General features: G+C 73.3%; 21 protein-coding genes. 8 read left to right on the top strand and 13 right to left on the bottom strand.

Going from position 1 to position 24,262, the window contains the following annotated elements:
* Positions 1–16: 16 nt before the first annotated feature.
* From AB0F71_RS32715 to AB0F71_RS32705, 3 genes are all read left to right on the top strand, one after another.
* Complete coding sequence (locus AB0F71_RS32715) at positions 17–1,555, top strand: glutamate synthase subunit beta (protein WP_360242262.1); 1,539 nt, start codon at positions 17–19, stop codon at positions 1,553–1,555.
* Positions 1,556–1,801: 246 nt separating this feature from the next.
* Positions 1,802–4,531, top strand: coding sequence for a hypothetical protein (locus tag AB0F71_RS32710; protein WP_360242259.1), 2,730 nt, complete (start codon positions 1,802–1,804; stop codon positions 4,529–4,531).
* Complete coding sequence (locus AB0F71_RS32705) at positions 4,528–5,736, top strand: hypothetical protein (protein ID WP_360242256.1); 1,209 nt, start codon at positions 4,528–4,530, stop codon at positions 5,734–5,736. The genes AB0F71_RS32710 and AB0F71_RS32705 overlap by 4 nt, the downstream gene beginning before the upstream one ends.
* A 71-nt stretch (positions 5,737–5,807) precedes the next feature.
* Here the strand turns inward: AB0F71_RS32705 and AB0F71_RS32700 are convergent, their stop codons facing one another.
* On the bottom strand, positions 5,808–7,082 hold the full coding sequence (locus AB0F71_RS32700) for an MFS transporter (RefSeq protein ID WP_360242253.1): 1,275 nt from the start codon (positions 7,080–7,082) through the stop codon (positions 5,808–5,810).
* Positions 7,083–7,262: 180 nt separating this feature from the next.
* Here AB0F71_RS32700 and AB0F71_RS32695 point away from each other — a divergent pair, with 180 nt between their 5' ends.
* Together AB0F71_RS32695 and AB0F71_RS32690 are read left to right on the top strand one after the other, a co-directional pair.
* A complete protein-coding gene (locus AB0F71_RS32695; protein ID WP_360242250.1) occupies positions 7,263–7,985 on the top strand; it encodes a TetR/AcrR family transcriptional regulator C-terminal domain-containing protein in 723 nt (240 codons plus the stop codon).
* Between the two features lie 5 nt (positions 7,986–7,990).
* The gene (locus tag AB0F71_RS32690) at positions 7,991–8,503 is read left to right on the top strand and encodes an isochorismatase family protein (protein ID WP_360242247.1); all 513 of its coding nucleotides are present in this window, start codon (positions 7,991–7,993) and stop codon (positions 8,501–8,503) included.
* Positions 8,504–8,615: 112 nt separating this feature from the next.
* Here the strand turns inward: AB0F71_RS32690 and murQ are convergent, their stop codons facing one another.
* The 8 genes from murQ to AB0F71_RS32650 all read right to left on the bottom strand — a co-directional run bounded on the left by murQ (position 8,616) and on the right by AB0F71_RS32650 (position 17,168).
* Positions 8,616–9,566 carry an N-acetylmuramic acid 6-phosphate etherase gene (gene murQ / locus AB0F71_RS32685; RefSeq protein ID WP_360242244.1) on the bottom strand — a complete coding sequence of 317 codons (951 nt, stop codon included), beginning with the start codon at positions 9,564–9,566 and terminating at the stop codon, positions 8,616–8,618.
* Positions 9,567–9,636: 70 nt separating this feature from the next.
* Complete coding sequence (locus tag AB0F71_RS32680) at positions 9,637–10,317, bottom strand: DUF6445 family protein (protein WP_360242241.1); 681 nt, start codon at positions 10,315–10,317, stop codon at positions 9,637–9,639.
* 216 nt (positions 10,318–10,533) lie between these two features.
* Positions 10,534–11,544, bottom strand: a complete 1,011-nt coding sequence (locus tag AB0F71_RS32675) for a hypothetical protein (protein ID WP_360242238.1) — start codon at positions 11,542–11,544, stop codon at positions 10,534–10,536.
* Complete coding sequence (locus AB0F71_RS32670; protein WP_360242235.1) at positions 11,541–12,533, bottom strand: ABC transporter ATP-binding protein; 993 nt, start codon at positions 12,531–12,533, stop codon at positions 11,541–11,543. Before AB0F71_RS32670 ends, AB0F71_RS32675 begins: the two co-directional genes overlap by 4 nt.
* Positions 12,534–12,641: 108 nt before the next feature.
* Positions 12,642–13,049, bottom strand: coding sequence for a GntR family transcriptional regulator (locus AB0F71_RS32665; RefSeq protein WP_360242232.1), 408 nt, complete (start codon positions 13,047–13,049; stop codon positions 12,642–12,644).
* A 118-nt stretch (positions 13,050–13,167) separates the two neighbouring features.
* Positions 13,168–14,094, bottom strand: a complete 927-nt coding sequence (locus tag AB0F71_RS32660; RefSeq protein ID WP_360242229.1) for an aminoglycoside phosphotransferase family protein — start codon at positions 14,092–14,094, stop codon at positions 13,168–13,170.
* 254 nt (positions 14,095–14,348) lie between these two features.
* A complete protein-coding gene (locus AB0F71_RS32655; RefSeq protein ID WP_360242226.1) occupies positions 14,349–14,921 on the bottom strand; it encodes a hypothetical protein in 573 nt (190 codons plus the stop codon).
* Positions 14,922–15,749: 828 nt separating this feature from the next.
* Positions 15,750–17,168 (bottom strand): DUF2079 domain-containing protein, encoded by a 1,419-nt coding sequence (locus AB0F71_RS32650; protein WP_360242223.1) that lies wholly within the window; start codon positions 17,166–17,168, stop codon positions 15,750–15,752.
* Between the two features lie 470 nt (positions 17,169–17,638).
* Here AB0F71_RS32650 and AB0F71_RS32645 point away from each other — a divergent pair, with 470 nt between their 5' ends.
* Positions 17,639–18,088, top strand: a complete 450-nt coding sequence (locus AB0F71_RS32645; RefSeq protein ID WP_360242220.1) for a hypothetical protein — start codon at positions 17,639–17,641, stop codon at positions 18,086–18,088.
* A 400-nt stretch (positions 18,089–18,488) separates the two neighbouring features.
* On the opposite strand, the gene AB0F71_RS32640 is transcribed toward AB0F71_RS32645, so the two are convergent.
* Entirely contained in the window at positions 18,489–19,361 is an 873-nt protein-coding gene (locus tag AB0F71_RS32640) for a helix-turn-helix transcriptional regulator (protein ID WP_360242217.1), read from the bottom strand.
* A 106-nt stretch (positions 19,362–19,467) separates the two neighbouring features.
* On the opposite strand from AB0F71_RS32640, the gene AB0F71_RS32635 reads away from it, so the two are divergent.
* Positions 19,468–20,256 (top strand): alpha/beta hydrolase family protein, encoded by a 789-nt coding sequence (locus AB0F71_RS32635; RefSeq protein WP_360242214.1) that lies wholly within the window; start codon positions 19,468–19,470, stop codon positions 20,254–20,256.
* A 14-nt stretch (positions 20,257–20,270) separates the two neighbouring features.
* Here AB0F71_RS32635 and AB0F71_RS32630 read toward each other — a convergent pair whose 3' ends face one another.
* The 3 genes from AB0F71_RS32630 to AB0F71_RS32620 all read right to left on the bottom strand — a co-directional run bounded on the left by AB0F71_RS32630 (position 20,271) and on the right by AB0F71_RS32620 (position 22,628).
* Positions 20,271–20,717, bottom strand: coding sequence for a nitroreductase family deazaflavin-dependent oxidoreductase (locus tag AB0F71_RS32630; protein WP_360242211.1), 447 nt, complete (start codon positions 20,715–20,717; stop codon positions 20,271–20,273).
* A gap of 86 nt (positions 20,718–20,803) precedes the next feature.
* Positions 20,804–21,775, bottom strand: coding sequence for a hypothetical protein (locus AB0F71_RS32625; protein ID WP_360242208.1), 972 nt, complete (start codon positions 21,773–21,775; stop codon positions 20,804–20,806).
* A gap of 163 nt (positions 21,776–21,938) precedes the next feature.
* Positions 21,939–22,628 (bottom strand): helix-turn-helix domain-containing protein, encoded by a 690-nt coding sequence (locus AB0F71_RS32620; RefSeq protein WP_360242205.1) that lies wholly within the window; start codon positions 22,626–22,628, stop codon positions 21,939–21,941.
* A gap of 126 nt (positions 22,629–22,754) precedes the next feature.
* Between AB0F71_RS32620 and AB0F71_RS32615 the strand changes: the two genes are divergently transcribed.
* Positions 22,755–24,221, top strand: a complete 1,467-nt coding sequence (locus AB0F71_RS32615; protein ID WP_360242202.1) for an MDR family MFS transporter — start codon at positions 22,755–22,757, stop codon at positions 24,219–24,221.
* Positions 24,222–24,262: the final 41 nt, after the last annotated feature.

Raw genomic sequence — 24,262 nt, 5'->3', positions numbered from 1 at the left:
CCCGCCGGAGGCCTCGATGGCAGAGCGGATGGCCTTCCTCACCACCCCGCGCGCGGAGCGGGCGCGCCGGGACGCCCGGGAGCGGCTGGGGGACCGGCGGGAGGTGTACCGGCCGGGGGCGCTGCTGCCGCTGGTGGGCGGACAGGCGGAGCGCTGCATGGACTGCGGGCTGCCGTTCTGCCACGCGGCCTGCCCGCTGGGGAACCTGGTGCCGGAGTGGAACCGGCTGGTCGCGGACGCGGACTGGCGGGCCGCGGCCGCCCGGCTGCTGGCCACGAACAACTTCCCGGAGTTCACCGGGCGGCTCTGCCCGGCGCCGTGCGAGAGCGCCTGCGTGCTGGCGATCGACGGGGACGCGGTGACGATCAAGAACGTGGAGCTGGCGATCGCCGACCGGGCCTGGGCCGAGGGCTGGGACGCGGCGCAGCCGCCCGAGCGGCCGGAGCCGGGCGGGCGGGTGGCGGTGATCGGCTCCGGGCCGGCCGGGCTGGCCGCGGCCCAGCAGCTGACCCGGGCCGGGCACGCCACCACCGTCTACGAACGGGCCGACCGGGCGGGCGGGCTGCTGCGCTACGGGATCCCGCCGTTCCGGCTGGAGAAGCACCGGCTGGAGCGGCGGCTGGCGCAGCTGCGGGCCGAGGGAACCGAGTTCCGCACCGGGGTGTGGGCCGGGCGGGACGTCACCGGGGAGCAGCTGCGGGCCGGGTACGACGCGGTGGTGGTCGCGGTGGGGGCCGGTGCCTGGCGGGTACCGGCCGTGCCCGGGTGCGGGCTGGCCGGGGTGCACCCGGCCCTGGAGTACCTGACCTGGGCGAACCGGGTGGACGAGGGGGACCGGGAGGTCTCGCCGCTGTCCGCGCGGGGGCGGCGGGTGGTCGTCGTCGGGGGCGGGGACACCGCGGCCGACTGCCTGGGGACGGCGCTGCGCGAGGGCGCGGCCTCGGTGACCCAGCTGGACATCAACCCGTGTCCGCCCGAGCGGCGCGGGCCGGGGCAGCCGTGGCCGGTCCACCCGAAGGTGTACCGGGAGACCACCTCGCACGAGGAGTTGGCGGGGCGGGCGGGGGCGTCGTCGTTGTCGGGGGAGGCGGGGGCGTCGTCGGGGGAGGAGGCGGGCCGGTCGTCGTCGGCCGGTGGCCGGGTGTTCGCGGCGGTCACGGTCGGGTTCGAGCCGGGGCCGGACGGGCGCCTGGCGGCCGTCCGCTACGCCGAGGCCGAGCCGGGCGACCGCGGCCCCCGGGCGGGCACCGAGCGGGTGCTCCCGGCGGAGCTGGCGCTGCTCGCGCTGGGCTTCGTCGGGCCGGAGCCGGACCAGCCGCTGTACGCCCAACTCGGGCTGGGCATCGGGCCGGAGGGGACGCTGGAGCGGGACGACGGGTTCGGCACCGCCGCCGACGGGGTGTTCGTCGCGGGGGACGCCGGGCGGGGCCAGTCGCTGATCGTCTGGGCGATCGCGGAGGGCCGGTCGGCGGCCGCGGCGGTGGACCGCTACCTGCGCGGGCGGACCGAACTCCCGTCCCCGGTACGGGCGTCGGCGCGGGCTCTCACGCTCTGAGGCGCGGGGCCCGGGCTCTCACGCTGTGAGGAGCGGGGCCCGGGCCGGACGGCGGGTGCGTCGGTCCAGGCCGAGGACGGACGGAGGGCGTGCAGGCCGATGTGAGGGCGTGCGGCAGTCTTGCACGTTGGTGTGCACCTCCGCGCAACGGCGTGCGCTCCGCGAGCCGTTCGGGTGCGGCGCGTCCGCCCGGTGGCGCCGGGTAGGTGGCGGGCAGCAACCGGACGGATTACGGAGGGGACCGTCATGTCGGATCGCGCCCCGGAGGCACCCGAGCTCACGACCTTTCCCGAGGCGGTGCCCGAGGCCGTGCCGGCGCCCGAGGCCGCGCCTGAGGCCGTGCCCGCGCCCCGGGTCGCGCCGCCGCCCGCCGTGGTGGGTCTGCCGGTGCCGCCCGTACCGCCCGTGCCGCCCTGGCCGGGCGGGGACCAGTCGCCACCGGTGCTCGGCCACGCGGCCCGCAGCATCGACAAGGCCACCCTGGTCCCGTTGAAGGTGCCCGGTCCGCCGGGCGGGCCGGGCCTGGTCGCGCACGCCTACCTGCGCGGGCTCGACCTCCGGCCGGACGAAGTGACCGCGCTGCGCGGCCGGTTGACGGCCGAGCTGCCCTGGGAGCTGCTCGCCGCCTCCGCCGCCGACCCCGCCGACCGCCCGCTGCGGGCCGCCGTCCTGGCCGCCGCCGACGGTCCCGCGCTGCGTGAACTCGGACGTGAGCTGGAGCAGTTGCGCCGATCCGACACCACTGCGGCGGGCCGGGCCCGGGCCGGGCTGGCCGCCGTCGCGAACGCCGCGTACGACCACAACGCGGCCGTCGACCCGATCGGCATGATGAACCTGGAGCGCCTGGAGATGGCCCCCGCCGGGATCGAGCGCGGCGAACTGGTCGCGACCATCCCGCTCGCGCCATTGGAGGAGACGGCCGTCACCCAGAAGGAATGGTCCGTCACCTCCAAGGAGTTCAGCTCGATCGTCACCGACTCGCTGGAGAACTTCAGTGAGACCGGCGTCACCGACAACACCGAACTCGCCCAGTCCACCACCAACCAGCTCCAGCACAGCAACCAGTTCAACGTCACCGGCACCGTCTCGGGCGGGATCCCGCTGATCTCCGGCTCCGCCACCTCCGGCATGACCAGCCAGAGCGCCGACTCGCAGTCCGCCACCGACAGCCGCAAGCACGCGACCACGATCACCCAGAAGGCCTCCGCGCGTACCAAGCAGGAGCACAAGGTCACCATCACGACCACCACCGTGACCGGCTCCTCGGAGACCACCACCCGCACCTTGAAGAACGCCAGTGCCACCGATCCGGTCCGGATCGACTATTTCAGCATGATGCGCAAGTGGCGGGTCCGGCTCTACCGCTCCGGGCTGCGGCTGACCTACGACCTGGCCATCCCCGAACCGGCCGGCGCCCTGCGCCAGGCCTATGCCGAACTCGCGGCCATCGAGGCGAAGCTGGGGCCGTTCCAGTTCGAGGTGCCGCACTCCGACATCACCGAGGAGGTCCGGCCCGGCGAGAGCCAGCCGCACTACCTGGTGCTCGCCGAGCGGTACGGTGCGGTGGTGCCGCTCGCCCCCGGCCCGCACCCGGACCTCCACGTCAACGTCACCGCGCCCAACAACGACGGCGCCGGGATCTTCGACGCGCCGCCGCTGAACGTCCCGGACCGGTACTGGATCAAGAACCTCTGGTTCCAGTTCGCCTCCGAGAGCCGCACCGGTGACTACAACTACAACCTCAAGGTGCTCGGCAGCACCATCCCCGAGTGGAACGAGCCGTTCGGCACCCACGGACCGGTCGACCTCGCCGACCCGGTCAACGGCGCCCTGCTGCGGCACGCCGGCGGGCCGTGCACGGTGAGCTTCCACCTGGTCAACAACCGGCAGACCTGGCTCAACCTGACCGCCGTCGTCGAACCCACCGACGAGGCCCGCCGGCAGTGGCAGAACGACGTCTGGGCGGCCCTGTTCAACGCGGCCCAGACCAAGTACTACGCCGAGCAGCAGGACCTCGCCGCCCGCGCCGCCGCGCTGCGCGAACGCCTCAACGGGGTCGACACCCTCACGCTCCGGCGCGAGGAGAGCGACGAGATCATGAAGGGCGTACTGCGCTTCCTGCTCGGCGTGGACTACCACCTGATGCCCTCCGACGTGGTGAACGCCTTCAAGGACTCGGTCGCGAGCGACCCCGACCGGCTGGGCCACGGCGCGGGCTTCCCCGGTGACGACACCGGCGCGCTCAAGGTGAGCGCCGCGGCCTGGGCGGCGGTGCTCGGGCACGAGGCCGAGGTGGCCTTCGTCAACCAGGCCATCGAGTGGGAGAACGTGGTCACCTTCCTCTACTCCTACTTCTGGGACGCCCCGGCCGCCTGGCCCTTCGTCAGCCGGATCAGCCACCCCGACGCCAACCGCCAGGCCTTCCTGCGGGCGGGCAGCGCCCGGGTGGTGCTCACCGTGCGCAAGGGCTGGGAGGAGGCCTGGGTGCGGTTCGCCGAGGGCGGCTTCCACGGCGCCCAACTGCCCGCCGACCACCCGTACCTGAGCATCGCCCGGGAGATCGCCGCCTACGACGACCGCAACTACCCCGGCATCCCGCCGGCCAACCCGGGCAGCAGTTCGCTGCTGCTGGAGGACGAGGCGGTCACCACCTGTGCCGCCGTGGTCGACCCGCCCGCCGGGGGCGCCCCGGTGCTGGTGCCGGTGGCCTCCAGCGCCGGCTTCGCCCCGGGCACCGCGGTCGTCGTGGACGAGTACGACGACCGGCGGATCCAGGAGACCGCCCGGGTGGTCCGGGTGCCGGACGACACCCACCTGGTGCTCAGCGGTCTGACCCACCGGCACGACGGCACCCTGACGCCGTTCCCGGTCCGCCGGCCCGGCCACCGGGGCACGCTGATCGCCGAGTGGAACGAGTACACGCCGACCTCGGGGACGGACATCGCGGTGAGCAGCCCGTTGAAGGACATCGCGTGAGCTTCCTCAGGGACCAGGACACGTGTCTGCTGCTGGGGCCGGCGCGGGAGGAGCCGCCGACGGTCTTCGAGTACCTGGCCGCCGAGTTGTGGGTGCGCCACCACTTCGGGGTGGACTTCGACGCCCGCCCCGGAGCGACCTGGGTGACCTTCCAGCTCGACCGGATCGCCGAGTGGTGGGGCACGCCCCGTCGGGACCGGCTGGGCCCCGAGGAGGCGCTGCCGTACGGGCGGCTCACCGCCCAGCCGCAGGACCCGGTGCTGCGGATGGTGCTCCAGGTGCTGTCGGAGGACCTGACCAACACCTTTCCGGCGGCCAAGGTCGACGCGATCAAGCGGATGCTCAAGGACCGGAGCACCCCGGCGGTCAAACTGGTCAAGGCCATCCGCGAACTCACCCCGGGCGGTGCGCTCAAGCCGGACCTGCTCGGCCTGCAGAACCACGTCCCGGACCTGCGGATGGAGGCCCTGGAGGTCGGCACCGAGCGCACCGCGCTCGACACCTACCGCGAACTCCAGGGCAAGATCGCGGTGTTGCGGGACCCGTGCGGCCGGATCATCGAGAACCGGCTGATCGCCCTGCAGCGCACCGCGGTCAAGCAGCTGCCGTACTCGGTGGTCGCCGGGGCCACCAGCTGGCGGCTCGGCGCCGGGCTGATGATCCTTCCGGTGCCGGTCAACGTCACCGAGCAGAACGGGGAGACGTACGTCGACTGGATCTGCTACTGGCCCACCGACCGGGCCGAGTTCCGCGAGTACCCGAGGCCGGCCAACGGCCGTCCCGGGTACGACGGGCTGGTGCTGTACCACATCCACCGGGTGCCGCTGCGGGCCGTGCAACTCCCGGACAAGATCCGGGAGGCGATGCTCAACCTGGTCCGGGCCCGGCAGCGGCCGGCGCCGCTGGGGCCCACCCTGGTGCCCGAGCTGGCGGTGACGATCGAGCGGGACCGGCGGCTGTTCACCCCCGAGGGGGAACTGTTCCTGGCCGGGCTGGGGGCGGTCGGGCTGCTGGCCCTGGGGGTGTGGGCGGCGGTCGGGGCGGGTGCGGTGGCCGGACTGGGGGCGGTGGCCAAGGGCGGGCTGGTCGCGGCGGCGAGTGCGCCCGAGGTGTTCGTCGGGGCGGTCGCGGCCGCGTCCGAGCTGGCGGACCGACTCTGGTCGGTGATCTCCCAGTTGGGGTACCTGTTGCCGGCCGGGGGGTAGTCGGGGGTGGGGGGGGTGATGGTTGATGGTTGACGGCCGGGCGGACCCGGTCGTCCGGTCGTCCGGCGCCGTCACGGCGCGGGACGGGACCCGGCCGCCGTGGCGGGCGTGCGCTGGTCGTAGCGCCACAGTGCCGGGAGTGCGGCGGCGAGCAGGGTGCTGCTGCCCAGGCAGAGCAGCCCGCCCGTGCCCAGGGCGGCCCGGATGCCCTGCCGGGCGGCGAGGCCGCCGGCCCGGAGGTCGCCGAGGGCCGGTCCGGCGGAGCCGATCAGCAGCTCGAGGCCGGCGGCGCGGCCGCGCAGCCCGTCCGGAACCGACCGGTTCCAGATGGCGCTGCGGAAGGTGTCGCCGATCCAGTGGGCGGCACCCGCGACGGCCAGGCAGAGCAGTACGGCCCAGAGGCCCGGGGCGACGGCGGCCGCGGCGGTGGCCGCGCCGACCAGCGCGGCGGAGAGCAGGACCGGCCGCCCGTGCCGGTGCACCCGTTCCGTCCAGCCGCCGGTGGCGGCGGCGAGCAGGCTACCCGCGGCGGAGGCCGAGTAGAGCAGGCCGAGTGCCCAGGTCGCGTCCAGCTCCCCGGCGAGGAAGGGGAACAAGGCGGTGGGCAGGGCGAAGACGGTGGCGGCGAGGTCGGCCAGGTAGGTGCCCAACAGGTCGGGCCGGCGGGCCGCGTACCGGATGCCCTCGGTGAAGTCGCGCAGCGGCGGCGCCTCGGCGTCCCGTGCCGTGGGGACCGGCCGCACCTGGGCGAGCAGGGCGATCGACAGTAGGAAGGTGGCCAGGTCGATCAGGTAGGCGGCCGGGGCGCCGGTGGTCGCGATCAGCAGTCCGGCGGCGGCCGGCGCGGCCACGCCGCCGATGCTCCAGCGCAGCGAGAGCAGCGCCCCGGCCGCCACCAGCTGCTCCGGCGGCACCAGCCGGGGGATCATCGCCTCCACCGAGGGCTGCTGGATGCCCTGGACGGCCGCCGCCAGGCCGGCGGCCAGGTAGAGCGGCCAGACGGCGGGCGCCCCGAGCAGCGCGTTGGCCAGCAGCAGGGCGCTCAGGACGGCCAGGGCGACCTCGGTGGCCAGGGCGACGGTACGGCGGTCGGCGCGGTCGGCGAGCACACCTCCGTAGAGGCCGAACAGGACGGTGGGCACGAGCTCGACCGCACCGACGGCTCCGACGGCGAGCGGTGAGCCGGTGAGGTCGGCGATCTGGAGCGGGATCGCGGTCATGGTGAAGACCGAGCCGAGCAGGGTCACCGTGCCGGAGGTCCAGGTGAGGCGGAAGTCCCGGGAGGTCCGCCAGGGCGTGGTGTCGGGGAGCAGCCGGGACCGTCGGCGGTCCGTTCCTGAGGTCATGCGGGGCCCTTGGGTGTCGTGGGGCTGTCGGTGGTCGTGGTGCCGGTGGCAGTCGTGGCGGTGGCCGTCGGGTGGGTGGCCGTCGGATAGGTCATTGCGTCCTTATCACTGATAAAGTCCGGGTCGGAACTTAGCGGCGATAAGGTGGCCCCGCAAGCGGATTACCGGGAGGCCGATCGGATGGCGCTGCAACGCGACGAGGTGGTGCGCACCGCGCTGCGCGTGCTCAACGAGGAGGGCATCGACGGGCTCAGCACCCGGCGGCTCGCCCGCGAGCTCGGCGTGCAGTCACCGGCGCTGTACTGGCACTTCAAGAACAAGCGGGAACTGCTCGACCTGATGGCCGAGGCGATGCTCGCCGAGGCCCTCCCGCCCGACCGCGAGCCGGACCCGGAGCACTGGCCCGACTGGATCGCCGCCGACGCCCGGGCCAAGCGCAACGCCCTGCTGGCCTACCGCGACGGCGCCCGGGTGCACGCCGGCACCCTGCCGACCGAGGACGAACTCCCTGCAGTCGAGGCACAGTTGAGTGCCCTGTGTCGGGCCGGGCTGCGCCCGCGCACGGCGCTGCGACTGCTGCTGACCGTCGACCGCTACATCATGGGCTGGGTCACCGAGGAACAGGCCTGGCGACAGGACGCCGCGCAGCGCACCCGGCCGCCGTTCCCCGACGAGGCGCTGCGCGACCTGCCGCTGCTGCGCGAGGCCGCCGACGTGCTGCGGATGGCCGACCACGACGCGGACTTCGACTACGGGCTGCGGGTGCTGGTGGAGGGCTTCCGGGTGGAGATCGCCCGGGAGGCAGCGGAAGGGCGGGAAGCGGCGGAAGGGCGGGAGGGGTCGGAGGCGGATGAGGCTGCCGCAGGGGCGGGGCCGGACGCCGTGGGCGATGGGCTAGCGTGAGCGCCATGACCACCCTTGACCCCCGCAGCACGGCCCTGGTTCTGATCGACCTGATGGACCGGATCGTCGCCAACCAGCTCGCGCCGCACTCCGGCCCGGAGGTCGTGGCGGCCTCGCTGCGCCTGGCCGAGGAGTTCCGGGCGGCCGGCGCCCCCGTCGTCGCGGTGCGGGTCGAGCGCCCGGGCGTCGCCGAACAGCCGCCCGGCAGCGGGCTGGTGGCCGAGGTCGCGGCGGCGGCCGACGAGGTGGTGGTGAAGCGCACCATCGGCGCCTTCCAGGGCACCGGACTGCACGAACTGCTCCAGGCCCGGGGTGTGGAGACACTCGTCTTCACCGGGATCGCGACCAACCTCGGCGTGGAGTCGAGCGCCCGCGCGGCCGCCGACCACGGCTACCGGCTGGTGTTCGTCGAGGACGCGATGGCCGGGTTGACGGAGGCGGAGCACCGGGCCTCGGTGGAGCTGGACTTCCCGCGTCTGGGAGAGGTCGTGGCGGCCGCGGACCTGCGGCTGGGGTAGCGGGTCCCCGGTGGGTTCCCGGCCCCGGTCCCTGCCCTGAGGGAGCGGTGAACCGCGGAGGGTGCGCACCGGCTGTGGCGCCGGACCGCTCGATGGCCGTGGCCGTCTCCGGTCAGGGCCTGCTCGGCTCCGGCGATCCCGGGTCGGGCAACGGGCGCTGGCGGCGGGCGAGTTCGAGCGCGTCGCGGAGTCGTCCGGCCGAGGCGGTGAGGAGCCGGGCGGCGGTGGGCGCGTCCACGTCGGCGAGCAGCAGCAGGACGGCGTCCTTCGTCCGGCCGTCGGTGGCGGTGAGGGCGCGCTCGACCGTCGGGGTGTCGGCGCCGGTCGCCTCCGCGACGATCCGGCGGGCGCGCTCACGGAGTTTGACGTTGGTGGCCCGCAGATCGACCATCAGGTTCCCGTACGTCCGGCCGAGGCGGATCATCAGCGCGGTGGACAGCATGTTGAGCACCAGCTTCTGCGCGGTGCCCGCCTTCAACCGGGTGGACCCGGCGAGCACCTCCGGGCCGACCTCCACCTCGATCCCCAGCTCCGCCGCCGCCACCAGCGCCGAGCCACGGTTGCAGGCCAGCCCGACGGTCAGTGCCCCGGCCGCCCGGGCGGCGCGCACGGCGGCGACCGCGTACGGGGTGCGGCCCGAGGCGGAGACGCCCACCAGGGTGTCGTCCGGGGTGAGGGCGAGTGCCGCCACGTCGGCCTCGGCGAGGTCGGTGCGGTCCTCGGCGCCCTCGACGGCCTCCGTCACGGCGCTCCGGCCGCCCGCGATCAGGCCCACCACCAGCCCGGGGTCGGTGCCGAAGGTCGGCGGGCACTCGGCGGCGTCCAGTACCCCGAGCCGCCCGGCCGTGCCCGCCCCGGCGTAGATCAGCCGCCCGCCGCGCGCCATCCTCGGCGCCGCCGCGTCGACCACGACGGCGATCCGCACCAGTTGCCCGGCGACGGTCACGGGGACGGTGCGGTCCTCGGCGTTCATCAGGCGGAGCAGGTCGGCGCTCGGCAGCCGGTCGATGGCGGCCCAGTCGGGGCGGACGGTCTCGGTGGGGGGTACGGCGTCGGGGTTCATGCGGGGAGCGTCCCCGGGCGGGCGTCGCTCGAACCGGTCCGTGGGGTCCCGGGCCGGCGCGGTCCGCCGGTCAGGCCATCCAGAAGAACACGGCGGTCATCCGGCGGTCCGCCAGTTCCGCGCCGTAGTAGTCGGTGGCGCTGTGGATCAGGTTGGCGTGGTAGAGGAGCAGCTGGTTGTAGCGGTTGGGGACCCGGACGTCCTCGGTGAAGTGGTCGGCGGGGACGTGGCGGGTGCCGAGCGCCTCGACCAGGTTGTTGTGCGGGGCGTTGACCAGGTTGCCCCCGAGGCGGCCGCCGGGGAACTGCTGGCGGTAGAAGCTGGTGCCGGCGTCCTTGGGGGCGTCGGGGCTCAGGTAGAGCACGGCGGCGTAGCGGCAGAGCGCGCGGGAGTCGGTGTGCGGGCGGGACTCCGACTCCCCGGCGCCGACGACCTGGACGCAGTTGTGGTTGAGCGTGCCGCCGCCGGGGGTGCTCTGCACCCAGAGCCGGGAGGCGCCGGTGGCCTTGCGGACCTGGGCCTCGACCCGCGCCAGCTCGTCCGGTTCCAGGCCGGGCATGGTGCGCAGGCCGGGCCAGGTCTCGGGGCGGTACGGGTAGCCCTCGGTCCAGTCGCCGCGGGCCAGGACGCGTTCGCGGACGGCGTCCGGGTCGGGCAGGACGTTGTCCAGGACCCAGTAGTCCCGGCCGCGGGTGGGCTTGCGGTAGGGCAGGACCGGCAGGGCGGTCGGCCTGATGGGCTGTGAGGGCATGGGCCGACCATAGGGGCGCCGAGCGTCAACGATCTGCCGTGAACAGGTCAACCTTTCGTCAAGTGCGCGGTGGGTGGGGAGGGGGCGGCGCCCGGCCCCGGGCGCGGGTCGGCGTGGTGCTGGCGAGATGCCGGCGAGGTGTTGGTGCGTGGTCGGCGCGTGGTCGGCGTGCTGCTGGCGAGGTGTCGGCGTGCGGTCGGCGTGCTGCCCGGAGGGCTACCGGCGGACGAGGCGGAAGGCGGCCGTGAGGGCGAGGGCGGTGAGCGCCAACAGGATGCCGGCCTCGACGAGCTGGACCGGGACGAGGTGGGCGGAGGGGTGGTAGCTCAGCCAGGTGCCGGTGGCCCCGTCGCACCGATGCGTCTCGACGCACGCGACGGAGTCGACCCGGCTGCCGTCGGGCAGGATGGTCTTCGCGTCGACCAGCCACGCGTTGGTGGGCTGCATGGCCCTGAGCGGTGCCACCGCGTCGACCGTCGGGTAGAAGGACGGACGCGCCCAGCGCACCAGGCCGTGGACGATCGCCACCAGCGCACCGGTGAGGAACATCGCGGGCAGGCTCCGGCGCACCAGCTGGCCCACCAGGACGCCCAGGGCCAGGGCGAACAGGGACCAGGCGACCGGTGCCACCCCGAGGGCCGGGTAGGTGAAGAACTGGAACGGCGGGTCGAAGGCGACCGGGCCGTGCACGATGTCCGTCCACCACACCCAGGTCATCAGCGAGGCGAGCACGCCGGTGGCGGCCAGGACGGCGAGGCCGGGCACCGCGAGACGGGCGGCCAGCCAGCGCACGGGGCTGACGGACTGGGCGCGGATCAGCCGGATCGTGCCGCGCTCGTGCTCCTGGGCCAGCAGCGGTGCGCCGATGAACACACCGATCAGCAGTGGGACGGCGGTGACCACCGGCTGGAGCACGGAGATGAACCAGAAGTTCGGCTGGTTGATCGGCGAGAGGAGGATCCAGCACCTGTTGCTGTCCCAGCTCTCGGGGCTGTAGCAGCCCGTTCGCCGCAGCACGCCCGTGATGTGCTGGTCGACGACGTGGATCCAGACGAGGTCGGCCGTCAGCAGAACCAGCAGTGCTGACAGCACCCAGAGCAGCGCACGGTTCTGGCGAAGCGTCAGCCAGATCAGGCCGCGCAGCCGGGGGGTTCCGGAACGGTCCGGGGTGGCGGACCCGGGGGCGGGGGCGGGCTTCGCGGGGTCGGTCAGGACATCCGTGCTCATGCTGCCTTCTCGTCGGTCGCCGGGGTGGTGCGGGTCGTGCCGCTGGTGCCGGTCGTGCCTGTGGTGACCGGGGTGCCGGTGGTGCCACGGGTGCCCGTGGTGCCCGGGGCCGGTTCGGCCGGGGCGCGGAGGTAGCCGAGCAGCAGCTCGTCCAGACTGGGCCGTTCGCTCTCCCAGGGGCCGTCCAGCGGCTCGCCGGTGCGTACCAGCGCGGTCACCCGGCGACCGGCGGTCCGCTGCTCGACCACCAGGCCGGGCGGGAGGTCGGCACCCCCGGACCGGGTGGCCGCGGGGCCGGTGAGCACCTGGTGCCCCGCCAGGATGTCGTCCAGGTCGCCGGACAGCCGGATCCGTCCGCGCTGGACCAGCAGCAGGTGGTCGATGACGCCGTCCAGCTCCGGGAGGATGTGCGAGGACACCACGATGGTCGTGCCGCGCTCGGCGGCAGCCGACATCAGGGTGCCCATGAGCTGGTGCCGGGCGAGCGGGTCGAGGTCGGCCATCGGCTCGTCGAGCAGCAGCAGGTCGGGGCGCTTGCCGAGGGCGAGCGCCAGCGAGACCCGGGTGCGCTGGCCGCCGGACAGCGAGCCGATCCGGGCCTTGCGGCGCAACTCGCCCTGGTCGACGATCTGTTCGGCGGTCTCCTGGTCCCAGACCGGATTGAGCTCGCGGCCCATCCGGAGGGTCTCGGCCACGGTGAGGCCCGGGTAGAGCGGCTTGTCCTGTGCCACGTAGGCGACCCGGGCGCGCTCCTCGTGGGTGTCGGCCGATGCGCCGAACACGCGCAACTCGCCTTCGGTGGGAGTGAGTTGGCGGGCGGCGAGGGAGAGCAGGGTGCTCTTGCCGGCACCGTTGGGGCCGACCACCCCGCAGATCCGTCCGCTCGGGACGGTGAAGTCGCAGGCGTGCAGGGCCCATTCGCCCCGGTACCGCCTGCCCAGTCCGACGGCCTCCAACGCCGGAGCCACGGTTGTCGGGTCGTCGTTCACCCGGTCCCCCCACTGTTCTCGGTTCGGTGCTGCCGGGCGGCCCGGCGTACGGCTGTGGTGTGTCTGTCTGTCTGTTCGGTACGACACCGGCCCCCGTTCCGGCGTGCGTCAGCTCGGTGGCGTCGGCGGAACCCCGGCGTCGAAGCGCTGCTCCAGCACGGAGGCCATCAGCGCGGCGATGTCCTCGCGTTCCAGCCCGGCCTCGCGGGCCCGGTCCACCCAGCCGACCAGGTCCGCGCGCAGCGGTCCGTCGGCCGCCGCCTCCGGCCGGGCGAGCGAACGCCGGACGAAGGTGCCGAGCCCCGGGCGGGGCTCGACCAGTCCCTCGCGTTCGAGTTCGCGGTAGGCCTTGAGCACCGTGTTGGGGTTGATGGCGGTCAGTTCGACCACCTCTCGGGCGGTCGGCAGCTTGTCCCCGGGCTCCAGCATCCCGAGCCGCAGGGCCTGTTTGGTCTGCTGCACGATCTGCTGGTACGTGGAGACCCCGCTGCGCCGATCGATGCGGTACTCGATCACACCCGTTGCGGCCTTTCACTAGTTCAATAGTGGAATGGTGGCCCAGGGCGGCCCGCGGGTCAAGCCGGGACGGGGGCCGCGTTTCGCGGGCGGAAGTCGGGCCCCGGACCGCCGGTGCTCAGCCCAACGCGTCCATCAAGCCGGTGACGTAGGCATCCAGTCGCTCCTCCACGGCTTGCGTCGTCAGCTCCGCCCTCCCGGCGTCCCGCCAGGCCCGCGCCACCACCTGCACTTCCTCTGAGCAGGCGAGCGGGTCCCGCACCTGCCAGTACAGTCGCTCGCCCGCGGCCGCGGCCAGCACCCCGCCGGCCTCCTCGTACGCCTCGGCGAACCGCTGCCCCCAGGCCGGGCCGTGCAGCAGCGCGAGATTGGTGGAGCAGTGCGCCACATCCAGGTCCGCCGGGCCCCAGGAGGAGGCGGCCCAGTCGACGACGCCGGTGATCCGCGCACCCGCCGACTTCGCGGGCGGCACGTCGAACAGCACATTGCCGGGCTGGAAGTCCCGGTGCAGGAACCGGCCTTCGTAGCGCGGCGCGGGCCTGCGGATCACGTCGATCGCCGCGGCCCATGCCGTCGTGTCGGCGCCCTTCGGGACCACCACGGTGTCGGCGGTCGTCAACGCCTCGTACTCCCGGGGCCGTTCGGCGGGGCGCACGGCGTGGATCGCCACGAGTTGCCGGGCCAGCAGCGGGACGCGCGTCTCCAGTCCCTCGTCATCGAGGACCGGCCGGCCCGCCAGATGTGTCATGAGGAGCGAGGGGTACTCGCAGTGGGCGGCGGTCGGATCGACCGCGACCAGTCCAGGAGCCGTCACATCGGTCCCCGCCAGCAGCGCCAGGGCGTCGGCCTCCCGGTTCAGCCACTCCTCGGCGCGCTCCACCGAGGACGGGTCGACGAACGACCGCAGCACCAGGTCACGGGTGCCTCCGTCCCGGGTGCCGATGGTCAGCCTCCGCACATCGGCTGTGATGCCGCCGTGCAGCGCCTCGGTGCCGACGATCCGTTCGCCGGTCGACAGGTGTCGTTGGACCCAGGCCAGTGTCAACGGTCCTACGGGCACTGCTCCATGACGGTCGATCACCGTGCCACCTCATCATCCGGACGGCAGCACGCGCAAAGGCTTTCAGTGGCGTGATCAGTGCCTTGCCAGGCACCCCGGGGACGCCGTTCCTCGCGGTGGTCAGGGGTGTTCGGCGTAGGACTGCGCGAGGCCGGTGGGCCCCGAGATCACTCGGGGCCCACCGGTACTTCGTACCCGGGTGGCCGCGTGCGGAGCCACCCGGGGCGGCCTCCTTGCGGTCAGCCCGCTCCTACCGTGAGCCGGAGTTGGAGCCGACACCCTCCGGGACGGTCGTCGGTGTCGATGCCGATCGTCACCGGGCCACGGTCGGTTTCGGCCCATCTGCGCCCGGTGTTGTGGCACTGGGCCGGGTCGCCGTCCGGGTCGTACTGGATGTCGAGGGCGACGTACGTCTGCTTGATCTGCGGCACGGCGAAGGTGAGGTTGCAGCCGCCCGGACGACTGTCGGTGTCGATCCGGACGGCGGGACCGAAGGTTCGGGCATCCTTGCTGATCGGCATACTGAACGTGCCCTGGTTGCCGCACTGTGCCGGGTCCCCGCCGGGGGTGGAGCGGAGCTCGTAGGTGAGAGACACGCCCTCCAGGTCGCCGTCGGGGTCGTAGACGCCGAACGCCAGCTGGCAGCCGCCCGGACGACTGTCGGTATCGAAACGGATGGCGTCGGTCCAGGTTCTCTCCTCGGCCCATTGATCACCGGTCCTTCCGCCGCACTGGCCGGGAACACCATCGGGGTTGAACCGGATTCCGAGCTCCGGAGGATGGAACAGCCGGATCTGCGCGTGCGCCGGCACAGGCGCAACCGTCGCCGCGACCACCCCGAGTACTGCCAGCCCGCGCGCGATTCTCCTCATGGCACCGATTCCCTCTCGTTCGGAGACTTCCTCACTGGAAATCCCAGAGTGGCACGGGCGTGAACACGCCAATCGGAAGTTCCGGCCGACATGCCCTTGCGCCATCCGAAAGAGCCAACCGCTCTGTGAGACACGCACGACGCGGGCACCACAGCGGCGATCAGCACCTGCCGAGGACCGCGCCGGAACGGTCTGAGGCACCTACCGACGCTGGACCCAACCGCGGCCGTACAGGTCGCCGGAGCTGATCCACAGCTGGACCCGGGGGAACCGGAGTTGAGGTCGGCCCGGATCAGCTCGTTGCCCGACGCGGCGACCTGCGCCTGCCGCATGCGCTGCTGCCAGTCGTGACCGGCGGCCTGCCGCAGGCCGGTGGTGAAGGCCGGGTAGTCCCGCCGCATCGCGTCACCGGCCCCGTCGAGGTCGAGTCGGACGTGCTTCACCGTGCGGAACGGCACGTCGGCGCTCGCCGTGCCGACGCGGCCGGCGGCGTGCGACGGGGCGCGACGACGGGCATGGTGAACACCGGCCCGGGCAGGGGAGCGCGACCCCCGTGGGGCCGGGGCGCTGCCCGGCCCCTCACTGCCCTGCGGACGCCGACGCCCCGGCATCAGTCATCCGACTGTCGTTCGCCGGTGCGGGCGCACGGCCGGTGACCTGGGCCGCAACCGGCCCTGCTCGCGCCGACGCCCGCACCCGCCCCGCCAGTCCTGACCTGCCCCGCCGGTCCTGACCTGCCCGTCTCGCCCTCGCCACCGGTGTGGCCGCTCAGGGGTGTTCGAGGAGCAGCAGGCCGTCCTGGTCGATCAGTCGGTGGTAGCCCCGGCTCTGGTAGGCGGCCAGCATGCGGGCGGTGGCGGCGGTGGCGCACGGGGACTGCACGCTCGGATCGCGCAGGTCGACGACCACCCAGTCCGGGCCGGGGCCGACCGGTTCCTGGCACACCAGGGTGACCTCCGCCCGGCCGGTGAGCTGGGCGGCCAGCCGGTTGGAGGCGGCGACAGTGGTGTCGTCGGGTATCAGGCGGAGCATCGCCCGGGTCTCGGTGAGCCGGGGCGAGGTGCGCCAGGCCTCGGGCATCACCACCTCGTGCAGCGGGTAGAGCGGCAGCGTCACGACCGTCACCAGGGCGGTCACGGCGAGGGCGCGCCGGACCCGGCGGGGGGTGGCGGGTGTCGGGCCCGTGGCGGTCTCTCCGGAGGTGGAGGTGGAGGTGACGGTGGCCTGGTCGCGGGCGCGGCGGACGGCGTCGACCAGGGCGGCGAACACGATCGGCATCAGCACCGCGCTGTAGTGGTAACTGACGCCCCAGTAGTGCGGGTTGGTCGAGAGCAGCCGCCAGCCCAGGGTGGGTGCGCAGAGCAGGACGAGCGGTGAGCGCAGGCCGAGGAAGCCGGTGGTGGCGGCCAACAGGAACAGCAGCAGCCACTTGATCGGCGGCCAGCCGAGGCGGAGCGGGAGCGTCCAGAGCGGAGCCCGCCCGCCGCCGGCGTCCAACTGCTGCCAGTAGTCGAAGCCCCCGTTGGGGTTGAACGCGGGCAGGACGACCAGCAGGGTGAGCGCGGTCGCGGCGACACCGGTGACGGCGAGGGCGAGCCCGGGCAGCGGAGTGCGTCGGTCCTGCCGGGCCTGGTGGGCGATCAGCAGGCCGACGGCGGCGACCGTCAGTCCCAGGTCCTCCTTCACCAGCAGCAGCGGCAGTGACCAGAGCGCGGCGGCGAGCGGTCGGCGTCGGCCGAGCGCGGTGGCGGCGAACGCGAGCAGCGGGACGGCGAACGCGATCTCGTGGAAGTCGTCCGCCGCGGCCCGGACGATCCCCCAGGAGGCCCCGGTCGCGCAGCCGACCAGCAGCGCCACCCGCGGCCCGGCCACCTGGTGCGCCCAGCGGGTGAGCGGGACGACGGCCAGCGCCATCAGCAGGGCCTGGGCGACCACCAGGGTGAGCGGGCTCGGAAACGCGCGGTAGGCGGGGGCGAGGAGCGCGAGCAGCGGGTGGAAGTGGTCGCCCAGGAGGTTGTAGCCGGGCGCCTTGAGCGGCACGATCGGCGCCCGGCCGTCGGCGTACGCCCGGACGGCCTGCTCGAATATCCCCAGGTCGTAGGCCTTGGTGAGGCCTCGCCGGTGGCGGTTGACGCCGACGCAGGTGTAGAGCGCGGCGAAGCCGGCGGCCAGGCCCCAGGCCAGCACGGCAGGGCGACGGGGGAGTGGGATGGCGCGCAGGAGGCGGCGGATAGGGAGTCGGCGGTGGCGCGGGCGGGGCGCTCGGTCGAGTGGGGTGAGTAGGGCGGATCGGGCGACTGGGCGGCGCGGGCTCTGCGGGCTCGGTGGGCTCGGTGAGTCGAGCGGGGTGAAGGCCACGGGCATCGGGAAAGTACCCTTTCACTATTCGATTAGTGGAAGGGTGGTGGAAGGGCGCACAGGCGTCAACTCCCGGTCCGGCGGCGCCGACCGGGCCTTTGTGCTGCCCGGAGGTGGTGGAACGACCGTACGGGGGCTGCCAGTTGGGGCGATCGGGCAGGCAGGGCGACTGTTACATGGCAGTGACGTTCCGCACACAACCGGTGGCGCCGGGTGGGACGTCCTCCTTGGTGACAGCACCCGATCGCACCGACGGTGCTTCGGGTCGAACGACCACCTCCCCTGAAAGGGGTGCACCAGTGATCGTCTCCAAGCGGAACTCCATGCGCCTGGCCGCCGTCGTCACCCTCAGCGCGCTGCTCGCCGGCGCGGCGGGCACCGCCATGGCGGCCGGTTCGGCCGCGCCGGCCCACCCCGTGACCGCGCCCGCGGTCGTCGCCTCCGCCTCCGCGCCTGCGTCCGCCGCCGTGTCCGCGTCCGCCTCCATCACCGCCAAGTCGTCGGTCACCTCGGTGAACGCCTGGCAGCTGTTCCGGGTCACCGGCACCACCACCGGCCTCAAGACCGGCAGTACGGTGGCCCTCCAGCAGAAGCAGCACGGCAAGTGGGTCACCCTGCCCGCCTCCGTGCAGACCAACCGCAACGGGGCCTACTCGCTCGGCGTCAAGCTCGGCATCAAGGGCCTGAACGAGCTGCGCATCATCAGCGGGAACGCCGCCTCGCCCGTGTTCACCGTGACCGTGCGCTGACCAGCGCTGCACAACCTGCCTATCCGGAGTGCGTGTTGACGGCCCGGACTTTCGGCTCCGGGTCGGTCGGTCCTGCGGTGGCAGGTGTGAGTGCGTGACGCGCGGGGCGGGGGCGGCCCGCCCGTACGGCGCGTGCCCGACGGCCCGTTGCGTGCAACTTTTCCGCACGCAACGGGCCGTCACCATGTGCTGATCTGACGGTCTGTCAATCAACGGCGCTGCTGGCGTGATTACGGGCGTGGTCCCGATTTGTCCGGGGCGCGCGATCCGCAGGCTGGTCGAGGGCGCCTCGCGGGCTCGGCCGCGGCGCTGGTGCCGAAGAAGCTCAGGAGCATCGGACACCTCGGGCCCCGCCGCTGGCCTCGGCCTCGGTCCCGGCCCTGCTCCACCTTGGCGCGGGTCAGTGGCCGGACCGGTAGCGGCCCGGGGTCGTGCCGACGAGGTCGGTGAACGCGGCGATGAAGCCGCTGGGGTTGGCCCAGCCACAGGCGTGGGCCGTGTGGGTGACGTCGTGGCCTTCGGCGAGGAGCACGAGCGCGTGGTGCACACGCAACTGCGTCCGCCACTCGTAGAAGGTCATGCCGAGTTCGTCGCGCAGCAGGCGGCTCAGGGTGCGGGCGCTGGCTCCGACCTGTCGGCCGAGCCCGGCCAGGGTGGTGGCGTCGGCGGGCCTCTCGGACAGGATCTGCTCGACCGCCCGCAGCCGGTCGTCGCGCGGGTGCGGCAGGTGGAGCGGTTCTTCGTCCGCCTCGCGCAGTTCCTCGACCAGGACCCGCAGCAGCCGCTGACGCGCGGCGCGTCCGTAACCGGGCACCGCTCCGCTCCCGCTCCCATCTCCGGCGGCCCCGCTCCCGTCTCCGGCGTTCCCGCCCCCGACCCCGGCGCCCGCGCCGCCGTGGCCGTCGTCGCGCGGGCCGGTCAGGGCGAGCAGGACCTCCCGTGCCAGGCCGGAGACGCAGAACACCGCCGGACGCCCCGGTACCAGCCTGGCCAGGGACGGCGGCAGGAAGACGATCCGCATGTCCGTGTCCCCGTGGGCGCGGTGGCGGTGGGCGAAGCCGGCCGGCGTCCAGGCGACCCGGTTGGCCGGGACGATCGACGTCCCGCTCTCGGTGTGCAGCACCAGCACACCGCTGGCCGCGTACACCAGGTGCCCGCGCGCGTGCACCCGTTCCTCGCTGCTGCCGCCGGAGGACCACAGGTGGCGCCCGCCGGAGGGCCAGGTCAGGGACGTGGCGCCGGCTACCGGGCGGGCTTGGCGGGGAATGGGCATCGGTTGGCACTCTACCGGTAGCACGCCGTGACGCGCCCCGACGAGACTTCTGGTCGTGAGCGGTGGTCCCCGGTGCCACCGCCGAGCAGTGCGAAGGAGAAGTCCCATGGCGACATTCGTTCTGGTACCCGGTGGTTGGCACGGCTCCTGGGCGTTCGAGGGAGTGGTCCCGCTGCTGGAGCGGGCCGGTCACACCGTCCACGCCCTGACCCTGACCGGCCTGCACCCCCACGACGATCCCGCTGTGGTCGCCGCCGCCAACCTGGACACCCATGCCGCGGACGTGCTCCGCCTGCTGGAGCGGGCTTGTCCGGAGGATGTGACGCTGGTCGGTCACAGCTACGGCGGAATGGTGATCACCGCGGCCGCCGACCGCGCCGGCGGCCGGGTCTCCCGCCTGGTGTACCTGGACGCCTGCGTGCCGCGCGACGGCGAGTCCTGCTGGTCCATCATGAACGAGGGCTACCGGCAGTCGTTCGTCGCCGGTGCCGCCGCCACCGGCTACGCCGTCCGGCCCCCGTGGCGGCCGGACGGCGACCCACGCCGCCGCCCGCACCCGCTCGCCGCTTTCCTTCAGACGGTCCACCTGACGGGCGCCCACGCCGCCGTGCCCCGGCGCGAGTTCGTCTACTGCTCGGCGTGGGAGGACCGCACGCCCTTCGCGGCGCAGCGCAGCCGGCTGGTCGCCGACCCGGGCTGGACCGTCCACGACCTGCCGACCGGCCACAACGCGATGCGCGAGGCCCCGAGGGCGGTCGCCGCGCTTCTGCTCGACGGCGCGGACGCACCCGCCGGGCCGGCCGGGCCCGTCGGGCCGCACGCACCCGCCGGGCAGGCGGGGCCCGGCGAAGGCGCCGTCTCGACCCAGTCCCGGATGGCGCGGGCGGGCGCTTGACGCGCCCTGGTGACCTAACCCCGCAGGGGTTCGAGCACGAAGACGGGGATCTCGCGGTCGGTCTTCTCCTGGTACTCGGCGTACGGCGGGTACGCGGCGACCGCGCGCTCCCACCACTCGGCCTTCTCGTCCCCCGTGACCTCGCGGGCCGTCATGTCCTGCCGTACGGGGCCGTCCTGGAGTTCCACGTGCGGGTCCGAGGTGACGTTGAAGTACCACACCGGGTGGTGCGGGGAGCCGCCCTTCGAGGCCACAGCCGCGTACCGGCCCTCGTGCTCCACGCGCATCAACGGGGTCTTGCGGATCTTGCCGCTCTTCGCGCCGCGCGTCGTGAGGATGATGACGGGCAGGCCCGTGTCCCGGAGCGTCGTCCCCTGCGTGCCGCCCGAACTCTCGTACAACTCGACCTGATCGCGCACCCACTGTGCCGTGCTCGGCTCGTACTCGCCCTCAAGAGGCATCGCCTTCACCCCATCGTCACGTCGCGAATTGTGGCCGGGGAAGCATATCGGGTGCCGCCCGGCCGGTGGCCGCACTCGTGCGGGTGTCATGCCTTGGGTCGCTGCAGCCAGTCCGCTTCGACGGTCCAGAACATCTGGCGGGCACCGAGGTAGTCGTGTGCGAAGTCCGTGAACCGTTCGCGGGTGTACGGCTTACCGGTCTTCGGGTCCTTGGCGTTGATGTCGGGTTCCTGGACGGCCATCGCGACGAGGGGAATTGAATTCCGGTATTGGTGGAGGAACTTGTAGGAGTTCTCCATCTGGTACGGCCGGTCCGGCAGGGTGTCCGGCCCTCCGATGCCGATCTTCTTCTCCCTGGCGACGTCGAACATCTCCTTCATGCGCTTGTGGTCGTCGTCGTCCGGAAGGAAGTTGACGTACTGGATGAACTGCGTCCTGGTGAAGACCTTCCTGCCGTAGCGCATGTTGTCGATCTCGGCATCGATGTAGGACGCCGAGGTGTACCCGGTCCGGTCCTTCTCGGTGTCCACTTCGACCGCGGTCTCCGGCAGGTTCACCCCCGCGAGCCTGCCGTCGAACTTCTCCGCCATCGCCTTGAGCATGGCCTGGAAGTCCGCTCGGACCTGCGTGTTCCACTGGGCGGCCATCGCCCCGTGGGTGGTCGGGTTGTCGGGGTTCTCGTCGACCGTCGGCGTGACCCCGCCCTCGTCCTTCACGTACTGGGGAAGGTTGGCGTCTCCCACGGCCACGTCGAAGAACCGGTCCTGAACCTGGACGAACAGCTTCTTGTGGCGTTCCTGGAGGTACTCCAGCGCGCTCTCCAGTCGTGACCACTTGTACTCTCCCTTCTTTCCCTCCAGGGCCTTCCAGGGGGCCACCACCTGGACGCCGCCGATGTCCGCACGGTCGATCATCGCCTTTACCCTCGGGTCCGCGCCGGAGGTCGCGTCCTCGAAGGCGCCGAGCGACATGTAGAGGTTGTCCGTCACCTTGCCGGGGCCGTGGGCTGCGGGGCCCTTGCCGGGGGCGGCCGCCCCGACGGTGGCCGTCAAGGTCACGGCCGTGAGGGCAACGGCTCCGAATGCACTGCGTGGCGTCATCATGGGCGAGACGCTAGGTGGACGATCTAAGGGAAGGATAAGAGCGTCCGTCACCCCCGTTGCCAGTGCTCACGCTGTCAGAACTGGCGAGCCGTCACGGCTCGGGTCGTCCTCTCCCGCCTCACCCCCGTTCCTCCGGAGCGCTCCCGTCCGCCCGGCCCTCCGGCTCCTCGCGGACGGCGTACGAGCCGAGGGTGCCCTCCAGTCGGTCGAAGGCCCGGACGGCCGAGGGGCGGACGGCGGCGGCGATGGTGGCGTGGTCCTCGCCGGCCAGCGTGCGGCGGAAGACCTCGGCGAGCACGGACCGGTCGACGGCGGCGAGCAGGGCGGCGGCGACCCGGCTCTCGAAGTCGACGGGTATCGCGTGCACGGCCTCGGCGAGCGCCTCGGCGAGTGCGGTCTCGCTCAGTTCGTGCAGCTCGCGCAGACGTGCGCCGAGGGCGGGGCTCTCGGCGACGGTCCGGGCGAAGTCCGGTCCGGAGAAGCCGAGTCGGGGGTCGTGGCGGTCGAGTCCGGTCAGGCAGTCGCGGCGCAGCGCGGCGAGGGCGGACTCGCCGGGGGCGCGCTCGGCGACGGTCCGGGCGAGCCGGCCGGCGAGTTCCTCGTGCAGGTCGAAGAAGAGGTCCTCCTTGCGCGGGAAGTGGTTGGTGACGGTCATCTTGGCGACCCCGGCCGCGGTCGCGACCTCGGCGATGGTCGTGCGGTCGAAGCCGCGCTCGATGAAGAGCCTGGTCGCGGCGTGCGAGATCGCCTCGCGGGTGCGGCGCTTGTTGAGCTCGCGGAGGTTCGGTGCGGTCCCGGTGTCGGTCATGGCGCGAGCCTAGCGCAGTTCGCTGGGTCGGGCACAGTAATTATGCTTGACCTAATCAGTGGGTCCGTCCTAAGTTCTTCCTCGGCGGCCGGAGTGGCTGCCGAGGAACGAGCCTGGGGAGGGCGCATGACCGTCTCGGTCGCGAGGAAGGGCAGGCCGGGGGAGGCCCGGTCGACGAGGCCGGAGCCGTTGCCGCCCGGCCTGATGAGGATGGGGGCGGTGCTCGCGCTGGGCCCGGTCCTGGCGCTGCTGGACACCACGATCGTGAACGTCGGCATCGATGCCGTCACCCGTGAGCTGCACAGCTCGGTGGCGGCGGTGCAGTGGGTGGTGACGGGCTACCTACTGGCGATATCGCTGACCATGCCGCTTTCGGGCTGGGCCGCCGGCCGGTTCGGGGCCCGCCGGGCCTGGCTGGCCTCGGTGGTGCTGTTCGTGCTGGGGTCCGCACTGTGCGGCCTGGCCTGGTCGACGGGGAGCCTGATCGCCTTCCGGGTGCTGCAGGGCGTCGGCGGCGGGATGATCCAGCCACTGGGGCAGGCGATCATGGTGCAGGCGGCCGGACCGTCCCGGATCGGCCGGGTGATGGGCACGCTGCTGCTTCCGATCAGCCTCGCTCCCGTCCTGGGGCCGATCCTCGGCGGGTTGGTGCTGGAGCACCTGGACTGGCGCTGGATGTTCCTGCTGAACGTGCCGGTCGGGCTGGTGACGGTGCTGCTGGCGGCCCGATGGCTCCCGGCCGCGGAGCCGTCCGAACTCCCGGCGCCCAGGCTGGACGTGACGGGCCTGGCGCTGCTGTCGCCCGGTCTGACCGCCCTGGTCTACGGGCTCGCCACGATCGGCGCGGCCGGTGAGGGCGGTGAGGGCAGCGCGGTCGGCCGGGTGGCGGTCGCGGCGGGGGCGGCGCTGCTGGTGGCCTACGGGTGGCACGCGTTGCGGGCCGGGCGCCGTGACGGCCGGGCCCCGCTGATCGACCTGCGGCTGTTCGCCCGGCGGGGCTTCGCGGTGGCGACGGCGAACAGCTTCCTGCAAGGGGCCGTGCTGTACAGCTCGATGTTCCTGGTGCCGCTCTACTACCAGCAGCTGGAGCACACCGGGGCCGTCGCGGCCGGGCTGCTGCTGGCGCCCCAGGCGCTCGGCACGGCGGTCACCTCGCTGCTGTCCGGCCGAATAGCCGACCGGGTCGCGCCGCGCCCGCTGATCCTGCTCGGCATCGGCTGCTCGCTGCTCGGCACCCTAGCCTTCACCCAGCTGGGGCGTGGCTCCGGCCCGGCGGACTGGCTGGTCGTCGGCTCGCTGGTGCTGCGCGGGGTGGGCATGGGAGTCATGGTGATCCCCGGCATGGCGGCGGTGTACGGGAGCGTCGACAGGGCCCAGGTGCCCGCTGCCGCCGGTGCGGTGAACGTGCTCAACCGGCTCGGCGGGGCGCTCGGTACGGCGGTGCTGACGTTGGTCCTCCAACACGCACAGGCGGCGCGGCCGGATCGCCCCGCTGCGGCCTTCGGCACGACCTTCTGGTGGGTGCTGGCCCTGTCGGCACTCTCGATCGCGCCGGCCCTGCTCTACCCGGGCACCGCCCGCAGGGCGGCCTGACCGTAGATCATTCCGCAGTTCCCCTTCCGAACCCCGACCTT

Source organism: Kitasatospora sp. NPDC028055 (genome assembly GCF_040637885.1).
Lineage (GTDB): Bacteria > Actinomycetota > Actinomycetes > Streptomycetales > Streptomycetaceae > Kitasatospora.
Note: the sequence above shows the minus strand (reverse complement) of the source record. Positions and strands in the feature narration are given on the sequence as shown.

Excerpts from the sequence above, each read along its gene's own strand:
- AB0F71_RS32715 (WP_360242262.1), top strand. The coding sequence starts at position 17 with ATGGCAGAGCGGATGGCCTTCCTCACCACCCCGCGCGCGGAGCGGGCG.
- AB0F71_RS32710 (WP_360242259.1), top strand. The coding sequence starts at position 1,802 with ATGTCGGATCGCGCCCCGGAGGCACCCGAGCTCACGACCTTTCCCGAG.
- AB0F71_RS32700 (WP_360242253.1), bottom strand. The coding sequence starts at position 7,082 with ATGACCTCAGGAACGGACCGCCGACGGTCCCGGCTGCTCCCCGACACC.
- AB0F71_RS32695 (WP_360242250.1), top strand. The coding sequence starts at position 7,263 with ATGGCGCTGCAACGCGACGAGGTGGTGCGCACCGCGCTGCGCGTGCTC.
- AB0F71_RS32690 (WP_360242247.1), top strand. The coding sequence starts at position 7,991 with ATGACCACCCTTGACCCCCGCAGCACGGCCCTGGTTCTGATCGACCTG.
- murQ (WP_360242244.1), bottom strand. The coding sequence starts at position 9,566 with ATGAACCCCGACGCCGTACCCCCCACCGAGACCGTCCGCCCCGACTGG.
- AB0F71_RS32680 (WP_360242241.1), bottom strand. The coding sequence starts at position 10,317 with ATGCCCTCACAGCCCATCAGGCCGACCGCCCTGCCGGTCCTGCCCTAC.
- AB0F71_RS32675 (WP_360242238.1), bottom strand. The coding sequence starts at position 11,544 with ATGAGCACGGATGTCCTGACCGACCCCGCGAAGCCCGCCCCCGCCCCC.
- AB0F71_RS32640 (WP_360242217.1), bottom strand. The coding sequence starts at position 19,361 with ATGCCCATTCCCCGCCAAGCCCGCCCGGTAGCCGGCGCCACGTCCCTG.
- AB0F71_RS32635 (WP_360242214.1), top strand. The coding sequence starts at position 19,468 with ATGGCGACATTCGTTCTGGTACCCGGTGGTTGGCACGGCTCCTGGGCG.
- AB0F71_RS32630 (WP_360242211.1), bottom strand. The coding sequence starts at position 20,717 with ATGCCTCTTGAGGGCGAGTACGAGCCGAGCACGGCACAGTGGGTGCGC.
- AB0F71_RS32620 (WP_360242205.1), bottom strand. The coding sequence starts at position 22,628 with ATGACCGACACCGGGACCGCACCGAACCTCCGCGAGCTCAACAAGCGC.
- AB0F71_RS32615 (WP_360242202.1), top strand. The coding sequence starts at position 22,755 with ATGACCGTCTCGGTCGCGAGGAAGGGCAGGCCGGGGGAGGCCCGGTCG.